We start from the raw sequence: 17,784 nt of genomic DNA on the forward strand, positions 1-17,784 counted from the left end.
TCGGTTTTGGGTTTGTCCACAGGGAGATACCACCATGTCGCTGACCGATGTGCAGGTTAGGAACGCCCGCTACAACCCGAGGGAACCGGCAATCGCCTCGCGGACAGCGGTCGCATGTATCTCCAGCTCGACAAGTCCGGCGCGAAATACTGGCGGATGAACTACCGGTTCGCCGGGAAGGATAAAACGCTCGCGCTCGGCGTCTATCCGGACGTGTCGCTCGCAGCGGCGCGGAAGAAACGAGACGATGCCCGCGAAAAGTTGGCGGCGGGATTGGACCCAAGTAATGTCAAGCGCCTCGAGAAACGAGCCGCCAGGCTTGCAGCGGCTAACTCTTTCGAGGCAGTCGCGCGCGGCTGGATGGATGAGCGCAAGAGCGGCGTCGAGCTCGCCCAGCATGTGAAAACCCTCGCCCGTATGGAAAACGATGTGTTCCCGTGGCTTGGCAAACGTCCAATCACAGAGATCGATGCGCCCGACATTCTGGTCGTTCTGAAGCGCGTTGATAGCCGCGGCGCCCGCTTCACGTCTCATCGTGTGCGCAGCGAAATCAGCAGAGTGTTCCGGTACGGTATCAAAGAGGGACATTGCAAGGCCGACCCCGCACGCGATCTGGTCGGCGCCATTCCACCAGCACAAACGCCCCCCACTTCGCTTCGATCACCGAACCGACCAGGGTCGGCGAAATGCTGCGCGCGTTCGACGGGTTCGCCGGCACCTTCCCTGTCCTCTGCGCGCTCAGACTTGCGCCGCTACTTTTTGTTCGGCCCGGAGAGCTTCGTCAGGCCGAATGGCCCCAATTCGATCTGGACAAAGGCGAATGGCGCTACCACGTCACCAAGACTGGGACTGAGCATCTGGTGCCTCTTTCCAGACAGTCGGTCGCCATTCTGCGTGAACTGCACGCGCTCAACGGTGCCGGCCGCTATGTGTTCCCTGGCGCGCGCGATCGCAAGCGGCCGATGAGCGAAGGTACGATCAATGCGGCACTTCGTAGATTGGGCTACGACACACGCACGGAGATCACGGGGCACGGCTTTCGCGCGATGGCACGCACGATTCTGCACGAGGAACTCGAACCGAAGCCGGAAGTGATCGAACATCAGCTCGCTCACACGGTAGCGGACAGCCTCGGCACAGCCTATAACCGCACGAAGTTCATCAGGGAACGCCGGGTGATGATGCAGAAATGGGCCGACTATCTGGATTGGCTCCGTTCGGGCGCGGAGGTTATTCGTATTGGAAGCGGGAAAGCGGCGAGTTAACGAGCGCCCAGTGACATTTCAGGCGTGCCAATAGGTGCGCATTGGTGATGACCTCGCTCCGCTGAGTCAACTTTCAAATGGTCGAAGCAATCTGATTTTCGGGAACCCTCTCTATTGCTCTCGCGTTCAAAGATTGACCGTATCCGGTCTAATGGGGAAACTGAACGCGTCCTGAACGATCATCGATCCGGGTGTGATGTCGCCGGGTTCTGTCTTAGTTCGCGACCGCGTACCTCGGGCGCGCATGGAATTCGTTGGAGTAACTTTCTTTTTTCTTTTGTGGACAATTCGCAACGGCGATCGTAAGTCGCGGTTGCTTCGCTCACATGCGCGTGAGTTTGAAACAGGTAGTTCTGTAGGCGGGCAGCGGATGCCTGGTTTGCCTGTGCCAGAACCGACGGTCAAAGCTTTCTGTATCACCCGAGTTGAACCCGTTGCTCGCGCGGGGCGCAACTGCATCTGAGACGATTGCTTCGCGGTTTGCTCGGAATGGTCCCCTCCGTTCAGAACAAGGCGCACTGGCATGCAAAGCGTGTCGAACAAGCTAACGGTCCGCTTAGTAACGATTCCGACAGCGTCCCGCGGAGAGCTGATTGCATTTGAAATCGCACGTCAAAAACAACAAGAAAATTAGGAACTGTAGGATGGGCTTGCGCCGGTTTTAGGCGCCATGCACGTTGCGACATCCGTCCACTAATAACGTTGATAGTACCGGGAGAGACAGTCGCTTTCGTCGCCGGATGCAAACGCGAGTCGATCTCGACGGGTTTGCGCTTTCGGCCGAACCTGTCCGCAATTTAGTGTGCGAGACGGTTTCCGGAGTTATCCGCGTGCGTGCGTGAAGCGCTCGCCAAACAGAATAGCAAATTAGTTCATGGCGGATGGCCAGTCGCTTGCGGCTCGCACCGACTTGGCCATCACATCACGAAGCGGCAGCCACAGCAGCTTGATGGCCGCCTCGTCGTTTGGGAAGTGCCCTCGGGTCTTGATGTTCTTGCGCAGTTGCATACTCAGACTCTCGTGCGTTTGTAGTGCACATGACCCGGCGTATCTCAGACGGGAAAACGAAGAGGGGCGTGACCTTTTTCACGCTCGTCGCCAGAACTACACGATGGTCGGATATTCCGTTCCCCGCAGCCCGTGAGCGAAGTCTTCCAGCGCCTGCTGTGCGGCCTGTTCGTTGGCTGCGGCGTAAATCGGGCGCAGCGCGGTGGCAACCGCCTTACGGTCCTTGTAGCTGGTGGCCGCATCCCTTCGCCTGCAAAACGGGCCGCTTGGTGAAACAGTTACAAGATAAGTATTGACGCTGGTCCATCCGGCGGGTACTGTTCACCCCGAAGTTCAAGAAGTTCGGTTGCTGTTCATCAATTCCTCGCTCCTCCGCGGTATTCGTTGTCCTCTCCCTCCTTGAAGCTTCACGCGCTCTTTAATAGAGCAAACTTTCGCATTTTCTCTCAAGGATTCTTTATGGATACCGGCACCGTTAAGTGGTTCAACGACAGCAAAGGCTTTGGCTTCATCACCCCAGACAAGGGCGGCGACGACCTGTTTGCTCACTTCTCCGAAATCAGGGGCGACGGTTTCAAGACGCTGGCTGAAAATCAGAAGGTGAGCTTCGAAACAAAGCAAGGCCCGAAGGGGCTGCAAGCGGCTAATATCAAGCCGCTGTAAAGTTGAAGAGCCCGGCCTCCCGCAACGGACGCCGGGTTGCAGCGATACCCTCGCGGAGCTTCGTCTCCCTCGGCTGGAGCAATCGCGCCTGATTGGCATCTGCTTATTGAGCAGTTTGCCAAGAGCGTCATACGCCTTCTTGCGCCTCAATCTCCCCTCAGGCTTCGACGCCATTTTTCGCTGTTCGACTGCTTCAGAAGTCGGCTCGAATGGCTTTGAATCAGCGCGCCCGTGCACTTTTCGCACGGCATGTGCGCACTCAAATATCATTAAAATTAAAATGCAAAACAGACGAATTCAACATTACAACGGCTATGCCGTCCAATCCTCGGCGCATCGTTTGTCCGACGGTAGCTTCTCATCAAACTTGCTGCTCGAACGCATCGATAGCGCGCGAGCCGAAGGCCGCTACCGGTTCTATTCGCTCGACTACTTCAAAAGTGAAGAGCAGGCCTTGCAGCACTCAACCCAATGGGCACTCAACTGGATCAATACGCGCGGTTAAAGACGACGCTACGGTTCAAAACACCCAGCGCATCTGAGTCACCAGGGGGTGCAACAAAACCCGCCCAAACATCACGCAGCGGCGCAACGCAAAGAGCCGCATTTCGTGGTCGTTTATAGCGCGATTTGCGACTGTCGGCTGTGCCCCGTCCCTGTGCCACGACGCTGCGTGCACATCCGCATCACCATTCGCAATTTCTTGCCGATCTCAACCAAGGAAAAAATTGACTACCGTAATTCTGAAACCCGACGAGCCCGTGGAAGTTGCATTGCGCCGTTTCCGTCGCGCGATCGAGCGCACAGGCCTGATTCCGGAACTTCGTGTCCGGACAGCTTATGAAAAACCTACCGCAGAACGCAAACGCAAAAAGGCTGCTGCAGTGGCACGCCTGCGCAAGCAGATCAAACGGTCGTTGCCGCCGAAAAAGCGGTACTGACCGGGAACTGCCGGGCGGCCATGCTGAAGCGGCCGCCTATGCGGACTGTGCGTGGCATCTCCCTGGCAGGCAGGGCCACTGGCACGGGATCCCCTCAAAAGGCGGGTCAATGTGAACACAGCCGCGTGCTGCGGTTGCTCACGGTTATCGTGCCGCACCGAATTGCTGTGGCTGGAGCACTCAGGCCGCTTCCCAGATAGTGCGTTCAGATCCGTCACCGTCAATCAGCATTTCGGCGTAGGCCACCGACGCGCGCCTTGCGTCGCCGGCACTCTCGAAAGGCCGCTTGCCGGGCACACGGAATAAGCGGCTTCGGGGGCCGTCCGTCACGGCATCCGGGTCGCTGATGCGAATCGAAGCATCGAATCCTTCCTCGTAATTGTGACCATATCCCGGTTGAGTCGTGCAATGCGGATACACGAGCAGGGAAATATCGAAACCTCGATAATGGCGAGTGGTTGTCATCAAGTAACTCCTTTGGACCGCGGCACGCAGCCGGTTTTTTTATCGTTCTACAGATCTGGCTGAAGGCGATATACCAAACGCCAGACGAGCCGCACCGACGGCGGCGAAGTGACCGGAAGGCCATGGGCGGACAGCCTTCGTCATTTGTGTGACGAAGCTGGCATCCGGGGCCTGCCTCATTGCGTGTGGCCCCCGGCCGTCGCTGCGGTAGCGCCCTGAAGAAACTGCTACGTAAGCGTGGACGTGGAGCGAGGCTGATAGCTGTCGTCAGGTCGTCGAAATCAACGTGATAACGGTGCGGACAGTCGCCTGCTTCGCAAACCTTGAGTTTCAACATACGCGCCACAGTACCTTCGGTCAATGCAATTCTGGTAACAGTCTCGGTCGCCCGACGCTGTCCGTTCCACGGTATAGTGGGTCCTCCCCTGCGGAGTGACCACCATGCCGACACACCCGATTCTTCTCTACAAGGGGTACGAACTTCATCCCCTCGTCTTTCCCCGCACTTTCAGTCGCTTTGACGGGCATTCCCGTTACGCCGAAGGTTATGACATTGCGGTGCGGATATGTCGTCCGGCGGTGATAGCAACCCCCGCCGCAAGCCGGGTCTTCAGGCTCAACCAGCCGCATGCGTTCTCCGACTTCGGTACGGCAAGGCGAGCCGCCCGGCAGCAGGGAAAGGACATCGTCGACGGAAAGGTGAGTGGCGCTTCGGTCATCGACATATGAAAACGCTGCTGAAGCGCGGCCTTAACTGATGTGCCCAGGCGACGGGTCGCTCTCTGCCTGGTCGCCGATCTAACTGTCGTTGCATCAGAAAGGTGGCCAGTGGCTGAGAGCGATCTTCTGCATGCCACGTGTTGGCCGTCGGCTGCGCGTCCCGAACACTGACCGACATTTCCTGCGCCGCGAAGCAAAGCAAACCTTCTGTCGCGAGCGTTCGCAAGAGCCTGACGCGGGCTCCGCTCAATTAGCACTCCATGCGCACGGAGATGCGGGTGTGCGCATCAGTCCGCATGCCTGAATGAATGTCAGGTCGGATTGGCTGCCGCCCCGTGACTGGGCCAGCGCGTAGTCTTTGTCGACGGGAAACTCGTCCGCTGGCACGTCCACCCGTCGGTCGTCTCCCTGCGCGTATCGATCCATCAATCGGAGCGCCCTATGTACCGGATGATCCTGTATCGGGGTTCCGAGATTCACATCGTACAGACCCTCGGAAGGATCTGTTTCGCGGTGGTTGAACCGTTGAGGTGGAGACTTCCCGACTCGCATGTCGAAATGGCGCATTGTGCGTCGCTACCTGACGAGCCCGAGAGGAGGAGCAGTCGGATGCGGATCATCGGACTACCACAGTCCACCGGCACTAAGGTCATAAGTACCGAGCTGACTTGCACGCTCCCCCGTGCTTTTCCGACGGCGCCCAAAGCACGGGTTCTTCTGTACAAATCTATCAATGGGCGTAGCATGAGATCTGCGCTCGACCTGCGGCCGTTACCGACATCCTGATAGTTGTTTCACTCGCGGAACGGGACTTTCCCGCTTTCACCCATGACCGCTCGACGTGGCCGAACGTGTGAAGCGCTGCCGATGCAACGGCTCACATCTCTACGCTTCCTCTCCTGCGCCGTACGGTGATGCGGCCTTCAAGGTGCCTAATGACAACGCGGTCCCGTCTCTACCGAGGGCTGGACCTTCACCCGCTTGTCGTGGACAGCGCGCCATTGCACACATTGGAGTTTGATATGCAAAGGAATGACCTGCTGAAATGGATCCGGTGCAATGGCTCGGGCATCGTCGACCAGTTTCTGCCGCCCGGCGCGGAGGCGGAACTGGATAGCGTCATCCGTGACTGTCGTCACGAGGTCAATTCAGACGCGTTTCTGATGTTCGTGTCGATTCGTGCGTTGCTGCGTGAACACGGCATGACAAGCTGCGAGTCGGATTACGAGGCCGGACAGATCATGGCCAGGCTTAGCATCTGAGTCGCGCTTTTCGACGCCCCTATGCGACAGCCGCAATCGGGCGACAACCCTGAAGGAACCCCTATGCGCTTCAATTCCACTTTGATCGTTGTCGACCCGACACCGCGTAGGGCCGACGGGGAGTACATGGCTCACGCGCGCATCAGCGGCAGCCGTGCGGACGGCACCGGGTACGAGATTCACTCGAGCGGCGATCTGGCCGGCTTTGACGCACGCGAGGACGCGATAGCCTATGCGAAGAACTGGGCGCAGGACTGGCTGGAGGCGCGCTTCGGCTGACAGACGTCTCGTCATACAGATGCAACGTGAGAGCGATTCATCTGGAGGCGGACCATTCGCGGTTAGCGGGGCGGGGCCGAGTGGGACAGCAACTACCACTCGATGAATGTATCGCAGTCGTCAGCTCGTTTCAGTAACGTTGCCGTTCGGACATCAACGCGCACCTCATTACGCCGCTTGGTCCTGATATGCTGTACGGTCAGCACTGCGCGCCTCGGCGCGTTTCGCTGACCGCTTCAGGGAAGCCGGCGCTGCGCCCATCGTTGGTGCTTAAGTGAGAGTTCGGGTGCAAATGAGGCGGCAGCAGCTGCGAGTGGAGCAGCATCGCGATTGTCTAACGCTTTGGACAAGGTTGAAGTCAGCACGTGGATCCAGAGGAACGAACTGGCGATGGTCGAAGGCGAAATGGTTAGATGGCAAACGCTGCAGCACAGGCTATCTGCATCGATCGATTCCCGCATAAGACGGCCTTTAGGCTGATCGCCAGTGTCTGACGCCGCCCCGCCGCGATCCGAGGCGACGCACCTGTCACTGCCTACCTATTTTGCCCAAGAAATCGAAAAACCACTTACCCCCAAAAGCGGATGACCTTTGCGGTCCGGGCTGCGACCATCGAAAGAGCATTCCGAAACGGCCGGACCGGGTCGGGTACGGCCGATTGCATCGGGCGGCGTGCGGCCATCATCGGCCCTCGGCACTCTGCAGGCAGACGTCCGCTGACGAGCGAGGAGCCGCCATTTCGCAAAGCAACGCGATCGAAGATTCGGCAAACGAGCCAACTCTGTTTTCCCGTGCTGCGGGCAGCGGCTCAGATTAGATGATACGGAGGCGGACGATGGCTCCGTCACTTGCCTGTTGCCAAGGTCGTATTTGTGTCATAACGGCAAGCACTTCGATTGCCATTTTTAATGGCTTGCGTATATTTGATAGAGGGCATCATCGCATATCGAAGCGTATCGGGACCACGGCTGCTTTCCTTTGGCAAAAGTGTTGCAGCGCACCCGCTGATTGCCATGTTTACTGTCCTCCTTGTCGATGACGAGCCCCGACCTCTTACACATACCTCCTGCATGTGCTCATCGAACTGCCGCAACGTGCGCCGCACGCCGATGTCGCCGAGCTTCTGCCATTCAACTCCGCGAAACGGTCCGCTGTGGGTGCCAATCCCGCTTGACCAAAGTCGGTGTGAGCGGCCTGCTGAAACAAGGCGGCAGGCAGCCGCTATCTCTGGAATATCTGGGTTTATCCTTGAAGAGTGGCCGCAGCGATGCCCTGCGGCGATTCCAGACAGGGGCCCCCATGACGCTTCTGACAATGGAAGAATCTGCGCTAGCGCTCGCGGATCGCCATATCGTGGAAGCGCTGCAGCGAATCGCCCTGCAAGAAAAGCGCGTTCATGACCAGCAGAAATACGGGCGAGATTCGTCGCAATCGGAAAAGCTTCTGTGCATCATGCGGGACATCCTCTGCTCCTTTACCGAGCATCGGCGCCAGATTGAGGAAGAGCTTGAAAGAGAGCGGCGCTTGCTGAAACCCCTCGGACCCTGAGCGACAGTCTCGACGATGCGTTGATATGGATCTGGATCCGTGTGCTTGAGCGAGACGTTGGTGACCGAGATACTTAAATTTGGATCGGTGATCGGTCTGCTCTGTGCGGGCTGCCTGGCCGCCACGGGCAGTGCGCACGCGGACGACCGCCTCATGAAGCTGCTGCAGTTGCAGACCCTGAACCGCATGGCGTCAGAAGCTGCCCCGACGAAAAAGAACCGTTCGGGTGACGACAGCACACACAAGGACGATGGAGCAAACGGCCGAGCATCCCAACGACAGCCCTACAATCGCGGCTCGTCCGCAGACGGTACACCGGCCCGGCAGCCGTAACACCGCGCCGTCATTATGCGTCCTCCCTGCGCGCCGAGCGCCTCGGTGCCGCGTTTGATCTGAAAAGTCACGTCAAAAGCTTCATCTGCAGCCCTGGTCAGTTCGAGGTGAATCTCAAAGCCGCGGTAGCGAATGATGCTGTACATGCAGGCGCTCCATTGGGAGAGACACGCCTCTTGTAGGAGTTGCCGGCAGTTCTCCAGGTAAAGCCAGTTAATCGCCAGATTGCGCGCCGGCCTGTTGCGTACCAGCCGGATCTGCGCATTCAAACTTAGCTGTACAAAGTCCCGAAAGCGCGTAGGATGGGACATGCCGACGGGTCGAGTTCGATCTTCGGCGCCGAGCAGTGCTTTCGACGATCTCACCGAGGTCCGTCATTCATCGGAGGCCGTGCAACGCGGTCAACGTGTCAGTACAACCGATACTGCTCCATACACCGTCTCGTATTGCCGCACATATTGCCGCCTGAACAGGCGAGGTTCAATCATGACAGTCAATTTCCGCTTATATCGTGGGCTAGAAATCAATCTACTCGTCTTTCCACGTTGTCCGACTTTAAACGGTCACGGTCACAACTATGAGGACGGATTCGATGCCGCTGTGCGTATTCGAGAGCCGGAAGGGCAAGACGGTCGGTCACGCAGTTGCGTGTTCAGGCTGCCGGCCGAGAGCGCATATGAGAGCGCGGGCGATGCACGGCGCGCCTGCACCGCATATGCAGAAAGGCTAATCGACACTTCCCCGAAGAGCCGGGCATTCTTCGGTTTGCAAGCGGACGATCCCGCGCGGGAACCTGCGACCCCGCAAAATGCAACGACGGAATCGCGCGCGCCTTCCAAACAGGTCAGATAGACCAGGCGAAACATCATGCAAACGATCTTCACGAACTTTCGCATCGATCCGACGCCGCGCAGGGCGGACGGAGAGTACATGGCGCACGCACGCATCAGCGCCAATGCCGCGGATGGCAGCCAAACCGACATCTTCATGAGCGGTGACCTCGCGGGCTTCGACCTGCGCGCCGATGCGGTGGAATTCGCAACGAAGTGGGCGAAAGAATGGCTTGCAACACGCTTCGGTTAATGCAATAAACGCGGCACCCGACCGCCGATGAATGACTGCCCGACTGACTTCATCATTCAACGCTCTACGACTTGGACATCGATCAGAGACGTTCCCGGAGGCTCCCGAAATCGCCCTCAGCAAACGGAGATTTCGCCAGGCGGCGAGTCGGTAAGCCCTGGTGTCCGTTGTACGCCGGAAAAAGCGACGTTTGCCCGCCGACGCTCTGGCTGGCCGCTGTATAGGGTCGCTCAAAGTCATTCAGCGAACCCAGCGGCGCCTTGATTGACATAAATCTGAACTCGACACAGGCTCTCGAGCGTCTGTTCATGCGAATGCTGGAGTCATTCACGAGAGTTGGTCGAATGGCACAAACGGGTCGAGAGTACGCGCTGCCGACTGGCCGCTTCGGGGCCGCAGACTCCAGTGACCGCTTCCGAACGATGAGTTTGGGGAGCGGACTGACGCAGCCCTGCCTTTATGCAGCTGTTGACGGGGGAGGCCGCCCTGATGCTCATCGTTCTGATGCTGGCCGCCGCCCTCGGGCACAGCATACCGGCAGCGGTCGGCTGAACGTTGTTTGCAACATATTCCAGCGACCGCTGACTGGAGAATGCGGCGCTGACCGACCGCTTTCGGCGCTTTCTGCCGACCATCTCTTCATGGCCGGTCTTTACCTTTCGGCAACGCCGAGCCGTGCAACGTTTCTAGACTTCCTCGAACAGATCCAGGATCGCGCCTTTGCAGCATAGGCGCATAATGGCACTAAGTATCGTTGCAGAGCCGTTCCGGTCGAGAGCGCTACTATGGGAGGAACCCATGCTAACGCTCGATGAAAAAGCGCATCTGCATAGCGCCAACGACCATCTCCGCAACGCCGTCTACCTCATTGCGGTTCAGCAAGACCGAGTGGAACGACAGACGGTTGCGGGGCTCGATACAGCCTTGAGCGAAACGCTCCTCAGTCTGATGAATGCAACGCTTCGGAACTTCATCCTGCATCGCAAACTTATCTGCGAGACGATTGAGAGAGCCGGTCGGTGAGTCCCCTCGCGCTGCACGCTTAAGCGCCGGCCGGAAGTTGATTGTCCGCAGTTTCGGTCTTTCAGCCGACTGACCGGTGCTGGCCCGAACTGAGTCCGACACCGTCCGGCTCAGTACGACCCTGAGCGCTCACGCACCCGCTACCGCCCGCAATGACCATTCTGAGAGATCCAACGGTCACGCACTCGACTTCGGTATTCAAACGGTCTAGCTCATGGTTTCTTCGACGGCGGCGAAAAACGGTAACCGCGCAGTTGCTAACCGCGCTGGACACGTGCGTCGGTCTCCGGGTCGTTAGTGATCTTTTTCACTCTCTACCCCCCGAGGCAGTGAGACCGAAAACACTGTCTGCGTTTCGTCGGACCGCGCTTCAATCGCGCCGTGATGAGCTCTGGCGATTTCGCGGGCTATATACAAACCCAGCCCCAGGCTCGTTTCCGCGCCACTTGCGGTCTGGCGATCCTGGCCACGGGTCAGCGGATCGAAAATGCACTCCAGCGTTGCATGTCCAATGGCAGGTCCCTGGTTTATGACGTCTATACGCACCTGCGTTGTATCGCCAGTCGCGTCGACCGTGACCGGCGCGTTCTTCGCCCCGTACTTGATTGCATTGAGAACAAGATTCTGAAGCAATTGCTGCAGGCGCTGGCCGTCCCAGGTGCCCCGTAAATCTCCACTAACGTTGAGAAGGATCTGCTTGTCGGGATGAATGGCACGGATTTCGTCCAGTTCTTCAGCCAGCACCTGGGTCAGATCGACGTTGCGGGGCACCACGTTGATGCCCAAGCCCAGTTTGGTCCTGTTGAAATCGGTCAGATCGTCGAGCAGTGCCTGCATCCGCGCTCCGCTCCGTATGAGGCGGGCCGCGGCTTCCGATACTTTACCGCCGGCGTTAAGTGCCGCGAGATAAGCTGAGGTCATCTGAATCGCCTGCAGAGGGCTACGCATGTCGTGGCCGAGCATGCCCAGAAGAAGGTTTCGATCCTCCTCGACCTGTGCTGTGAAAAAGGAGACGGATTCGGCAAGCGCCTGGTCGATCGCTTCGCTGAAGCGGATGACGTCGTCCAGATCGGCCTCGCAGGGCTCGCAATCATCGATCCACAGGCGAAGCACACTTGCGCGCAGCGCGCGATACTCGGCGGCCATTTGGTTGATGTTGAAGCCGGCCCGTGCTCTCAAAAGAGCATGTGTTTGCGCGGCTGTTTCGGTCGCGTCAAGCGGGGAAGGGGCTCGCCCCACGGATTTCTGAAACTGCGCTTCCCGGCTCTGCGAAGTTCGCAAATCCTCTGCGATGGCCAGCAGGATCTGCTGCGCATGGTCGCGCAGCCCCGATGACTGCATGTTCGCCGCTGCGGGCAGAAGTGTGGCGGCGAACGCCTCCCACTGCGTCAGGATCGGCTCCGCATTCTGCAAAATAAAATCAGCAAGCCGCATGGACTCTCCCTCGACTGGCAGGACTGGCACAGACAAATAGGCGGCGTTCCATGTTACCCGGGCCGTCGCTACCGTCGGACTGACGTAGTTGGGCGGGAATAGCCCGTGCCGCAGCCAGGAATATTGAGCCTACCAGAAGCGCTTGCGCGTATGAATCCGTTCCTTCCCACTGCGCGACGGACATTACGCACCCTCCCTCGGCGACAGCGAAACGAACCGCCTCGCCTGCTCGTGATCGACGACGATGAAAAAGGCGCCGAAGCAATCGCGGCCTTGCTCTCCGCGTCGCGATACGGGGCCCGATTAGCCGTGGGTGTCCCCGCGGCGTTGGCCGCCATGGCTGCCTGGATGCCGGAGATCGCCTTGCTCGACATCAACATGCCCGGCACGGACGGATTCGGATTCGCCCGGCAATTGCGACGTGACGCCAGTACCCAGCATCTGGTCCTTTTGGCATTCACCGCGTATGACGAGGTTACCGTCCGCGCAAATGGGATTGCGGCCGGCTTTGACGGGTACTGTCAGAAAGGTGCCGCTCCTGATTTGCTGTTGAGTCTCTCCGACAAATGCACCTTAACCCCGGATGCCCTGGCTCCTCGAATGATCAAAATCTATGCCTGCTCGGCCATTCGCTGCTCAGCAATCAGGAGTGCGGAGGTGGGCACCCGGCCAACGGCGCGCATCAAATCGACCCGTTGCAGCCGGTCGAGCAGTCTCTGTTCTAAGGGTAGGTATCGGAGCGGAACGGTCATTCCGTGCCGTCGCCTGGAGGACAAGTCATCGGCCTCTGCGGACGCTCAGACCCGTGAGTCGGTGAGGCGGCTTACGCCGTGCAAGGGTGACGTCTTGCTCTACCCACGAATTGCTCCCGAGCGTAAGTTTGATCTCTCTGTATCCAATCAGCTTGTCGTTCACCAGATCGAAAGAAAGCGCCCGCAAGGTTAGGGATGGTGTTCAGAGCTCGTTTTGCCGCACTGAGCCATCAACATGGGGCCGATGCGGTGCAAGCGGTGCGGCACCTGGCTCGAATGCAGCGCGACGTTCGGCATAAGGAAGGCGCCGATTGCCTGCCGGCTCGTGCGGCTTTTGCGCTCATACAGTGCCCTCGCGCATCAGTCGTTCGCGCGTCGTCCACAGATTGCTCGGAGCGAACAGCGTGTGCAACTGCTGCGGGTTCTTCATTTGCCACTGTGCGCGGAGATGAACATGGCGACGGCCGACCGGCAATAGGATTCGATTTCGTTGTCGTCCGCTGCTTTCGCCTCATCGAAGCGTGCGATAAGCAGGAGATCGGATCCTTTGAAAAGCGCAGCAAACAAGCGGGCGGACCGGAGAGGATCGGGCACGTTCAGAATCGCTTTCGCGTGCAACTGACGCAACACGGCCTCGATCTGGGCGATGACATGGGCGGGCCCGGCTTCGTAATGGAGCTTGCTTAACGACTTTTGATTCGTCTTGTCGGCCAAAACCATGGCTTCGACACTGCGGACGTCCGGGCTCAACAGCGTGCGAAGCAGTGATGATCCCACCGCCATGAGCTGATCTTCGGCCGAACCGTCGACGCCTTCAGAAAGGGCCTGTGGTGCAAACTGATGGCAGTGGGCCGCCATGGCCGCGCTGAACAGCGCCTCCTTGTTCTCGAAGTGCCGATAGATGCTTAGCTTGGATATTTTCGCCCGCTGGGCGACCTTGTCCATGGTCGTCGCTTGAAAACCCAATTCCACAAAGAGTTCGCAGGCGGCGTCGACGATCGTTTGGCGAAGCGCCTCGTTGGCGGGCCGGCCGCGCCGGCCCTGGCTGTTTTCGGTCACGACAATTCCAGTACTTGACAGTATTCAAATTCTCGCATTACGATACCACATGGTATCTTAAATGTGCAAGCCAACGGTAGCTTTCGACCGATTGCCCAGATCAGGTTTCCCCGGGCCGCCCGGCGATATCGAATGCCGCATTGTCCGGCCGGTCAACACAGTGATGGGCGACTTTCTCGCCGATGCAGAAGCCCTGCCCGCTGGCCGTCTCGAGCGCGTATCGCCGGACGATATTGCACACCACGCCCAGCCCACTCCTCCATCCACAACACGGAGCCCCTCACCATGAATGACGTCATCATCATCGGCGGCAGCTTTGCCGGTCTCGCCGCCGCCCTGCAGCTCGGCCGTGCCCGCCGCAAGGTCACGGTTCTCGATACCGGCCGGCCGCGCAACCGCTTTGCCGGCCACTCGCATGGCCTGCTCGGCCACGATCACAGGCCGCCGCTGGACATCCTGGGCGAGGCGCGGCAGCAGCTGGCGCGCTATCCAACGATCAGGCTGGTCGATGCCCGGGCCGAGAGCGTGTCTGGCGCCATCGACGATTTCTGCGTCGTCACTGACGATAACGAAAGCCTGAGGGCGCGCCGCGTGATCCTGAGCTATGGCGTCGCCGACCAGATGCCTGATGTTCCGGGCTTTGCCGAAAGCTGGGGCACGTCCATCGTGCCCTGCCCCTATTGCGACGGCTTTGAAGTCGCCGGCCAGCATTGGGGCCTCGTCTGGTCCGGCCCGCAGTCGCACCAGTCTGTCAGGCTGTTCCGCGATTGGACGGACAAATTGACTGTCTTCGCCGATGGTCATGACATTGCGCCCGATATCCAGGCCGATCTGGCGCGCCGCAACATACCTGTGGTCGATGGCCGGATCGCCAATATCGCCCATCACAACGGCCATATCGCCACCGTCAATCTCGATACCGGCCGCAATGTCGCGGTCGACATCCTGTTCGCCCAACCGCGCAACAGGCCGTCCGCAAGCCTGCATGAATCGCTGGGCCTCGCCACGGTCGATACGCCCACGGGCATCGTCCTCAAGGTCGACGAGCGCCGCCAAACCAGCATGCCCGGCATCTACGCCGCCGGCGACCTCGCCACGCCCTTCTTGCCCTCGGTCACCCAGGCGTCATCGCAGGGCGCAATGGCGGCCATCTTCGCCCAGCAGTCGATGGTGGTTTGAGAGCACCGATTCCCTTCTCCCGTTGCGTCGTCGCTGTCGGAAAGGTTGGCGTAGATCGGCGCGGTGAAGGACGTATCGTCGAGTCAAGGAGATGACATGGCAAAGCAAAGTGCCGATCAGGTGGGTGACTGGAATGGTCAAAGCGGGGAGCGCTGGGTCGCCAACCAGGCCCGGCTCGACGCTATGGTGTCGGTGTTCGGCCAGGCCTCGATAGAAGCCGCCGCGCCCATGACGGGCGAACGCGTGCTGGACGTCGGCTGCGGTGCGGGCGCGTCGAGTCTGGCTCTGGCCGCCCGCGTCGGCGCGGGAGGGCAAGTGCTGGGCGTGGACATATCCGTACCGCTGATCCGCCGGGCGCGCGCGCTTGCGCCACAGGATACGCCGGTCCTTTACCAGGTGGGCGACGCCAGCAGCGCCGATCTGCCCGAGGGCGCGTTCGACATCCTGTTCTCGCGTTTCGGGGTGATGTTCTTCGACGATCCGACAGCGGCGTTCGCCCATATGCGACGCGCGCTGCGGCCGGGCGGGCGGGTCGCTTTCGTCTGCTGGCGCGGCGCGGCCGAGAACGATTGGGTGCGCCTGCCGATGGGCGCGCTCAAGGGCATCCTCCCGCCGAGCGCGCTGCCCGATCCCGAAGCGCCCGGCCCATTTTCGTTCGGCGACCGGGGTCGCGTGGCACGCATCCTGACGGCGGCCGGCTTCACCGATATCGCTATCACGCCCTTCGATGCTTCCGTCCCGTTCGGCGAGGGCGAAACGCGGGACGCTGCGATCGACGACGCGGTGAAGATGACGCTCGAAGTCGGCCCACTGTCGCGCGCGCTCGCTGATCAGCCCGACTATATCCGCGCCCGCGCCTCGGCCGCAGTTCGTGCCACCTTCGCCAGCCTCCCCGGCGAGGGATCGCTGATGATCGACGGCGCGGCGTGGATCGTCATGGCACGCAATCCGTCAAGCTGACAGGGATTAACAGGGGAGTCGCCCCCGCTCGGTGGGGCTGTGCGTCATTGGCCGCTCAGAATGATGTCCCTTCTGGCCGATGAACGAGCGCTCGCCTTGTGACAATCAGATGGCCGGTTGCGAAGCAGAGCCGACGCCTGAGCGGCTTGCCGGCGGCGCATGTGACCGGCAGTTTGTGGCCGATTTGGTCAGGTCGTCAACGGCCGTTTAGTGGCACCGCAGTTCGCAGAATCTGACTCTGGACGGCTGACCTGTGTGGAGAAAGCTGTATGACCGAGATTGGTCGAACTCGGCCGACTCCAGTATGCCTCGTTCGCCGATAAGCTCTCGCTCGCTCTTTCTGGCGAGCACCCACGCCCGGTGGTATTTCTGGTGGTATCTGCACAGGCAAAATTCCGCAAACATGCTCCAGCAAAACGATAGCAGGAATTTTTCGATTCAGGCCCTGGCCACGTTTTTCTCCGACCAGCTTTACGCATCCACTTCCCGGCTTGTCAGCACGCATTCCGTAGCAGTCACCCTCATACGCACAGGCGCGAACTTCGAATCACGACTGCACCCGAGTGCGCCGACGTATCGTCACTAGACGCTAAAGAGGCCCTTTGATATTCTCGCCCGCGATGAAAATATCCGACCATCGCGCGCGGGCCGCGCTCGTCTTTCTGCTCGCTTTTCTCATCATCTGGTCTCGTGCAACTATCCGGCTTGAGCAGGGATTCTTGTGGGCCGAGGACGCTCCCATTTTTATTCTGCAGGCGCATCAGTTGGGTTTGCGCGCCATGCTGACAAACTATGCCGGCTATCTGCATCTGATACCTCGGCTGATCGCCGAAACCCAGCGGGCTATCTTGCCATTAAGCTCGACTCCCTACTTTTTCGTGTGGTGCTGCGCGGCGCTTACGTCAGGCGCATGTGCATACATCGCGTTTGCTCTGCGTCAGGTCACACCGGTCACGGCAGCGTTCATGGGCCTCGCGCCGGTCCTTGCCCCTCAGAACGGCGAGGTGCTGCTCTCGATCACCTACCTGCAATGGGTGTTGCTGCCTGCGCTGCTCGTGCTGCTGTGGGAAGCAATCTTTGGAGATCAGGATCGCCGGCCGCTACCGCGCGCCATCGCAGTCGGACTGTTGGCACTGACCGGCCCGTTCGGTGTTCTCCTAGTGCCAGCCGTCGCAATAGCGATTGCGCTACGCCGGCTGCGACCTAGAGGTGGCTCGATAAACTGGCCGATCGTGGTCACATATTTTGTCGCCGTTGCCGTGCAGACCCTTGTGATGCTGCGCAATCCGCAGGATCCGAAAGGAGTACACGATGTCCCATGGCTCACCTGGATGATTCAGGCGATGTTTACGGATTACCTGCCCTCGGTGCTCGCCACTACCGCGTCCGGCTGTCTATTCGCCGTGCTTTTGATAGGCGTGTGCGTTCTGTCGCGTGCGCGGCTGGTTTTCGCATGCCTGTTCTGCTTTGGCGTGCTTCTCTGGGGTCTGGGTGTCACGAGAGTGGTGCCACCCGTGCAGATTGCCTGGTACGGAACTGGTGCGCGCTACGTATATCCCTGGGGCATTTTCATGCTATGGACATTAACGCTGTCGATCGTCAACCCGGGGATCAAGTCGCTCAAACCGCTAGCAGCTGTTCTGATTTTCCTGATTCTGCTTGCCTCCGGTGAACGATTCGAAGCGCAACTTCTTCAGAAGTGGGAAATTCTATCGAGCGCTACTTCCTATCACGTTACCGTTCCGCCCGGGTGGTCCATCGACGTTGCGCGGTAGAAGCGATTGCCGGTATGCCGGAGGTGCACTGCGTC

General features: G+C 59.5%; 17 protein-coding genes and 2 pseudogenes. 14 read left to right on the top strand and 5 right to left on the bottom strand.

Annotation, left to right across the window (positions count from 1 at the left end; all coding sequences use genetic code 11):
- The first annotated feature begins 34 nt into the window (after positions 1-34).
- Positions 35-1,265 (top strand): annotated as a pseudogene (locus tag BC1002_RS11715) (tyrosine-type recombinase/integrase).
- Positions 1,266-2,132: 867 nt separating this feature from the next.
- Here the strand turns inward: BC1002_RS11715 and BC1002_RS36225 are convergent.
- Positions 2,133-2,513: pseudogene (locus BC1002_RS36225) on the bottom strand (transposase); the annotation flags it as partial.
- Between the two features lie 219 nt (positions 2,514-2,732).
- On the opposite strand from BC1002_RS36225, the gene BC1002_RS11725 reads away from it, so the two are divergent.
- The 3 genes from BC1002_RS11725 (at position 2,733) to rpsU (ending at position 3,877) form a co-directional block, all read left to right on the top strand.
- Positions 2,733-2,936, top strand: coding sequence for a cold-shock protein (locus BC1002_RS11725; RefSeq protein ID WP_008919208.1), 204 nt, complete (start codon positions 2,733-2,735; stop codon positions 2,934-2,936).
- 280 nt (positions 2,937-3,216) lie between these two features.
- Positions 3,217-3,441, top strand: coding sequence for a hypothetical protein (locus BC1002_RS11730; RefSeq protein ID WP_013090246.1), 225 nt, complete (start codon positions 3,217-3,219; stop codon positions 3,439-3,441).
- Positions 3,442-3,664: 223 nt separating this feature from the next.
- Complete coding sequence (rpsU, locus tag BC1002_RS36230) at positions 3,665-3,877, top strand: 30S ribosomal protein S21 (RefSeq protein ID WP_013090247.1); 213 nt, start codon at positions 3,665-3,667, stop codon at positions 3,875-3,877.
- Positions 3,878-4,057: 180 nt separating this feature from the next.
- On the opposite strand, the gene BC1002_RS36235 is transcribed toward rpsU, so the two are convergent.
- Positions 4,058-4,342, bottom strand: coding sequence for a hypothetical protein (locus BC1002_RS36235; RefSeq protein WP_013090248.1), 285 nt, complete (start codon positions 4,340-4,342; stop codon positions 4,058-4,060).
- Positions 4,343-4,783: 441 nt separating this feature from the next.
- Here BC1002_RS36235 and BC1002_RS11735 point away from each other — a divergent pair, with 441 nt between their 5' ends.
- The 4 genes from BC1002_RS11735 (at position 4,784) to BC1002_RS11755 (ending at position 8,151) form a co-directional block, all read left to right on the top strand.
- Positions 4,784-5,071: a hypothetical protein gene (locus BC1002_RS11735; RefSeq protein WP_013090249.1), complete on the top strand. Its 288-nt coding sequence runs from the start codon at positions 4,784-4,786 to the stop codon at positions 5,069-5,071.
- A 1,013-nt stretch (positions 5,072-6,084) separates the two neighbouring features.
- Entirely contained in the window at positions 6,085-6,324 is a 240-nt protein-coding gene (locus tag BC1002_RS11745; RefSeq protein WP_013090251.1) for a hypothetical protein, read from the top strand.
- A 63-nt stretch (positions 6,325-6,387) separates the two neighbouring features.
- Positions 6,388-6,603: a hypothetical protein gene (locus BC1002_RS11750; RefSeq protein ID WP_008919201.1), complete on the top strand. Its 216-nt coding sequence runs from the start codon at positions 6,388-6,390 to the stop codon at positions 6,601-6,603.
- Between the two features lie 1,170 nt (positions 6,604-7,773).
- Entirely contained in the window at positions 7,774-8,151 is a 378-nt protein-coding gene (locus BC1002_RS11755; RefSeq protein WP_041734404.1) for a hypothetical protein, read from the top strand.
- 284 nt (positions 8,152-8,435) lie between these two features.
- Here BC1002_RS11755 and BC1002_RS37695 read toward each other — a convergent pair whose 3' ends face one another.
- Positions 8,436-8,630 (bottom strand): hypothetical protein, encoded by a 195-nt coding sequence (locus tag BC1002_RS37695; protein WP_013090253.1) that lies wholly within the window; start codon positions 8,628-8,630, stop codon positions 8,436-8,438.
- Between the two features lie 721 nt (positions 8,631-9,351).
- Between BC1002_RS37695 and BC1002_RS11765 the strand changes: the two genes are divergently transcribed.
- Entirely contained in the window at positions 9,352-9,567 is a 216-nt protein-coding gene (locus tag BC1002_RS11765; protein ID WP_013090255.1) for a hypothetical protein, read from the top strand.
- A gap of 798 nt (positions 9,568-10,365) precedes the next feature.
- Positions 10,366-10,590 carry a hypothetical protein gene (locus BC1002_RS11775; RefSeq protein WP_013090257.1) on the top strand — a complete coding sequence of 75 codons (225 nt, stop codon included), beginning with the start codon at positions 10,366-10,368 and terminating at the stop codon, positions 10,588-10,590.
- A gap of 294 nt (positions 10,591-10,884) precedes the next feature.
- On the opposite strand, the gene BC1002_RS11780 is transcribed toward BC1002_RS11775, so the two are convergent.
- Positions 10,885-12,024 carry a sensor histidine kinase gene (locus BC1002_RS11780; protein ID WP_013090258.1) on the bottom strand — a complete coding sequence of 380 codons (1,140 nt, stop codon included), beginning with the start codon at positions 12,022-12,024 and terminating at the stop codon, positions 10,885-10,887.
- A gap of 231 nt (positions 12,025-12,255) precedes the next feature.
- On the opposite strand from BC1002_RS11780, the gene BC1002_RS35625 reads away from it, so the two are divergent.
- Positions 12,256-12,969 carry a response regulator gene (locus BC1002_RS35625; protein WP_238537892.1) on the top strand — a complete coding sequence of 238 codons (714 nt, stop codon included), beginning with the start codon at positions 12,256-12,258 and terminating at the stop codon, positions 12,967-12,969.
- Positions 12,970-13,202: 233 nt separating this feature from the next.
- On the opposite strand, the gene BC1002_RS11790 is transcribed toward BC1002_RS35625, so the two are convergent.
- A complete protein-coding gene (locus tag BC1002_RS11790; RefSeq protein ID WP_013090261.1) occupies positions 13,203-13,835 on the bottom strand; it encodes a TetR/AcrR family transcriptional regulator in 633 nt (210 codons plus the stop codon).
- A 285-nt stretch (positions 13,836-14,120) separates the two neighbouring features.
- Here BC1002_RS11790 and BC1002_RS11795 point away from each other — a divergent pair, with 285 nt between their 5' ends.
- From BC1002_RS11795 to BC1002_RS11810, 3 genes are all read left to right on the top strand, one after another.
- A complete protein-coding gene (locus BC1002_RS11795; RefSeq protein ID WP_013090262.1) occupies positions 14,121-15,014 on the top strand; it encodes an NAD(P)/FAD-dependent oxidoreductase in 894 nt (297 codons plus the stop codon).
- A 96-nt stretch (positions 15,015-15,110) separates the two neighbouring features.
- Positions 15,111-15,974: a class I SAM-dependent methyltransferase gene (locus BC1002_RS11800; RefSeq protein WP_013090263.1), complete on the top strand. Its 864-nt coding sequence runs from the start codon at positions 15,111-15,113 to the stop codon at positions 15,972-15,974.
- 620 nt (positions 15,975-16,594) lie between these two features.
- The gene (locus tag BC1002_RS11810) at positions 16,595-17,749 is read left to right on the top strand and encodes a hypothetical protein (protein WP_013090264.1); all 1,155 of its coding nucleotides are present in this window, start codon (positions 16,595-16,597) and stop codon (positions 17,747-17,749) included.
- Positions 17,750-17,784 lie beyond the last annotated feature (35 nt).

Source organism: Paraburkholderia atlantica (genome assembly GCF_000092885.1).
Classification (GTDB): Bacteria; Pseudomonadota; Gammaproteobacteria; order Burkholderiales; family Burkholderiaceae; genus Paraburkholderia; species Paraburkholderia atlantica.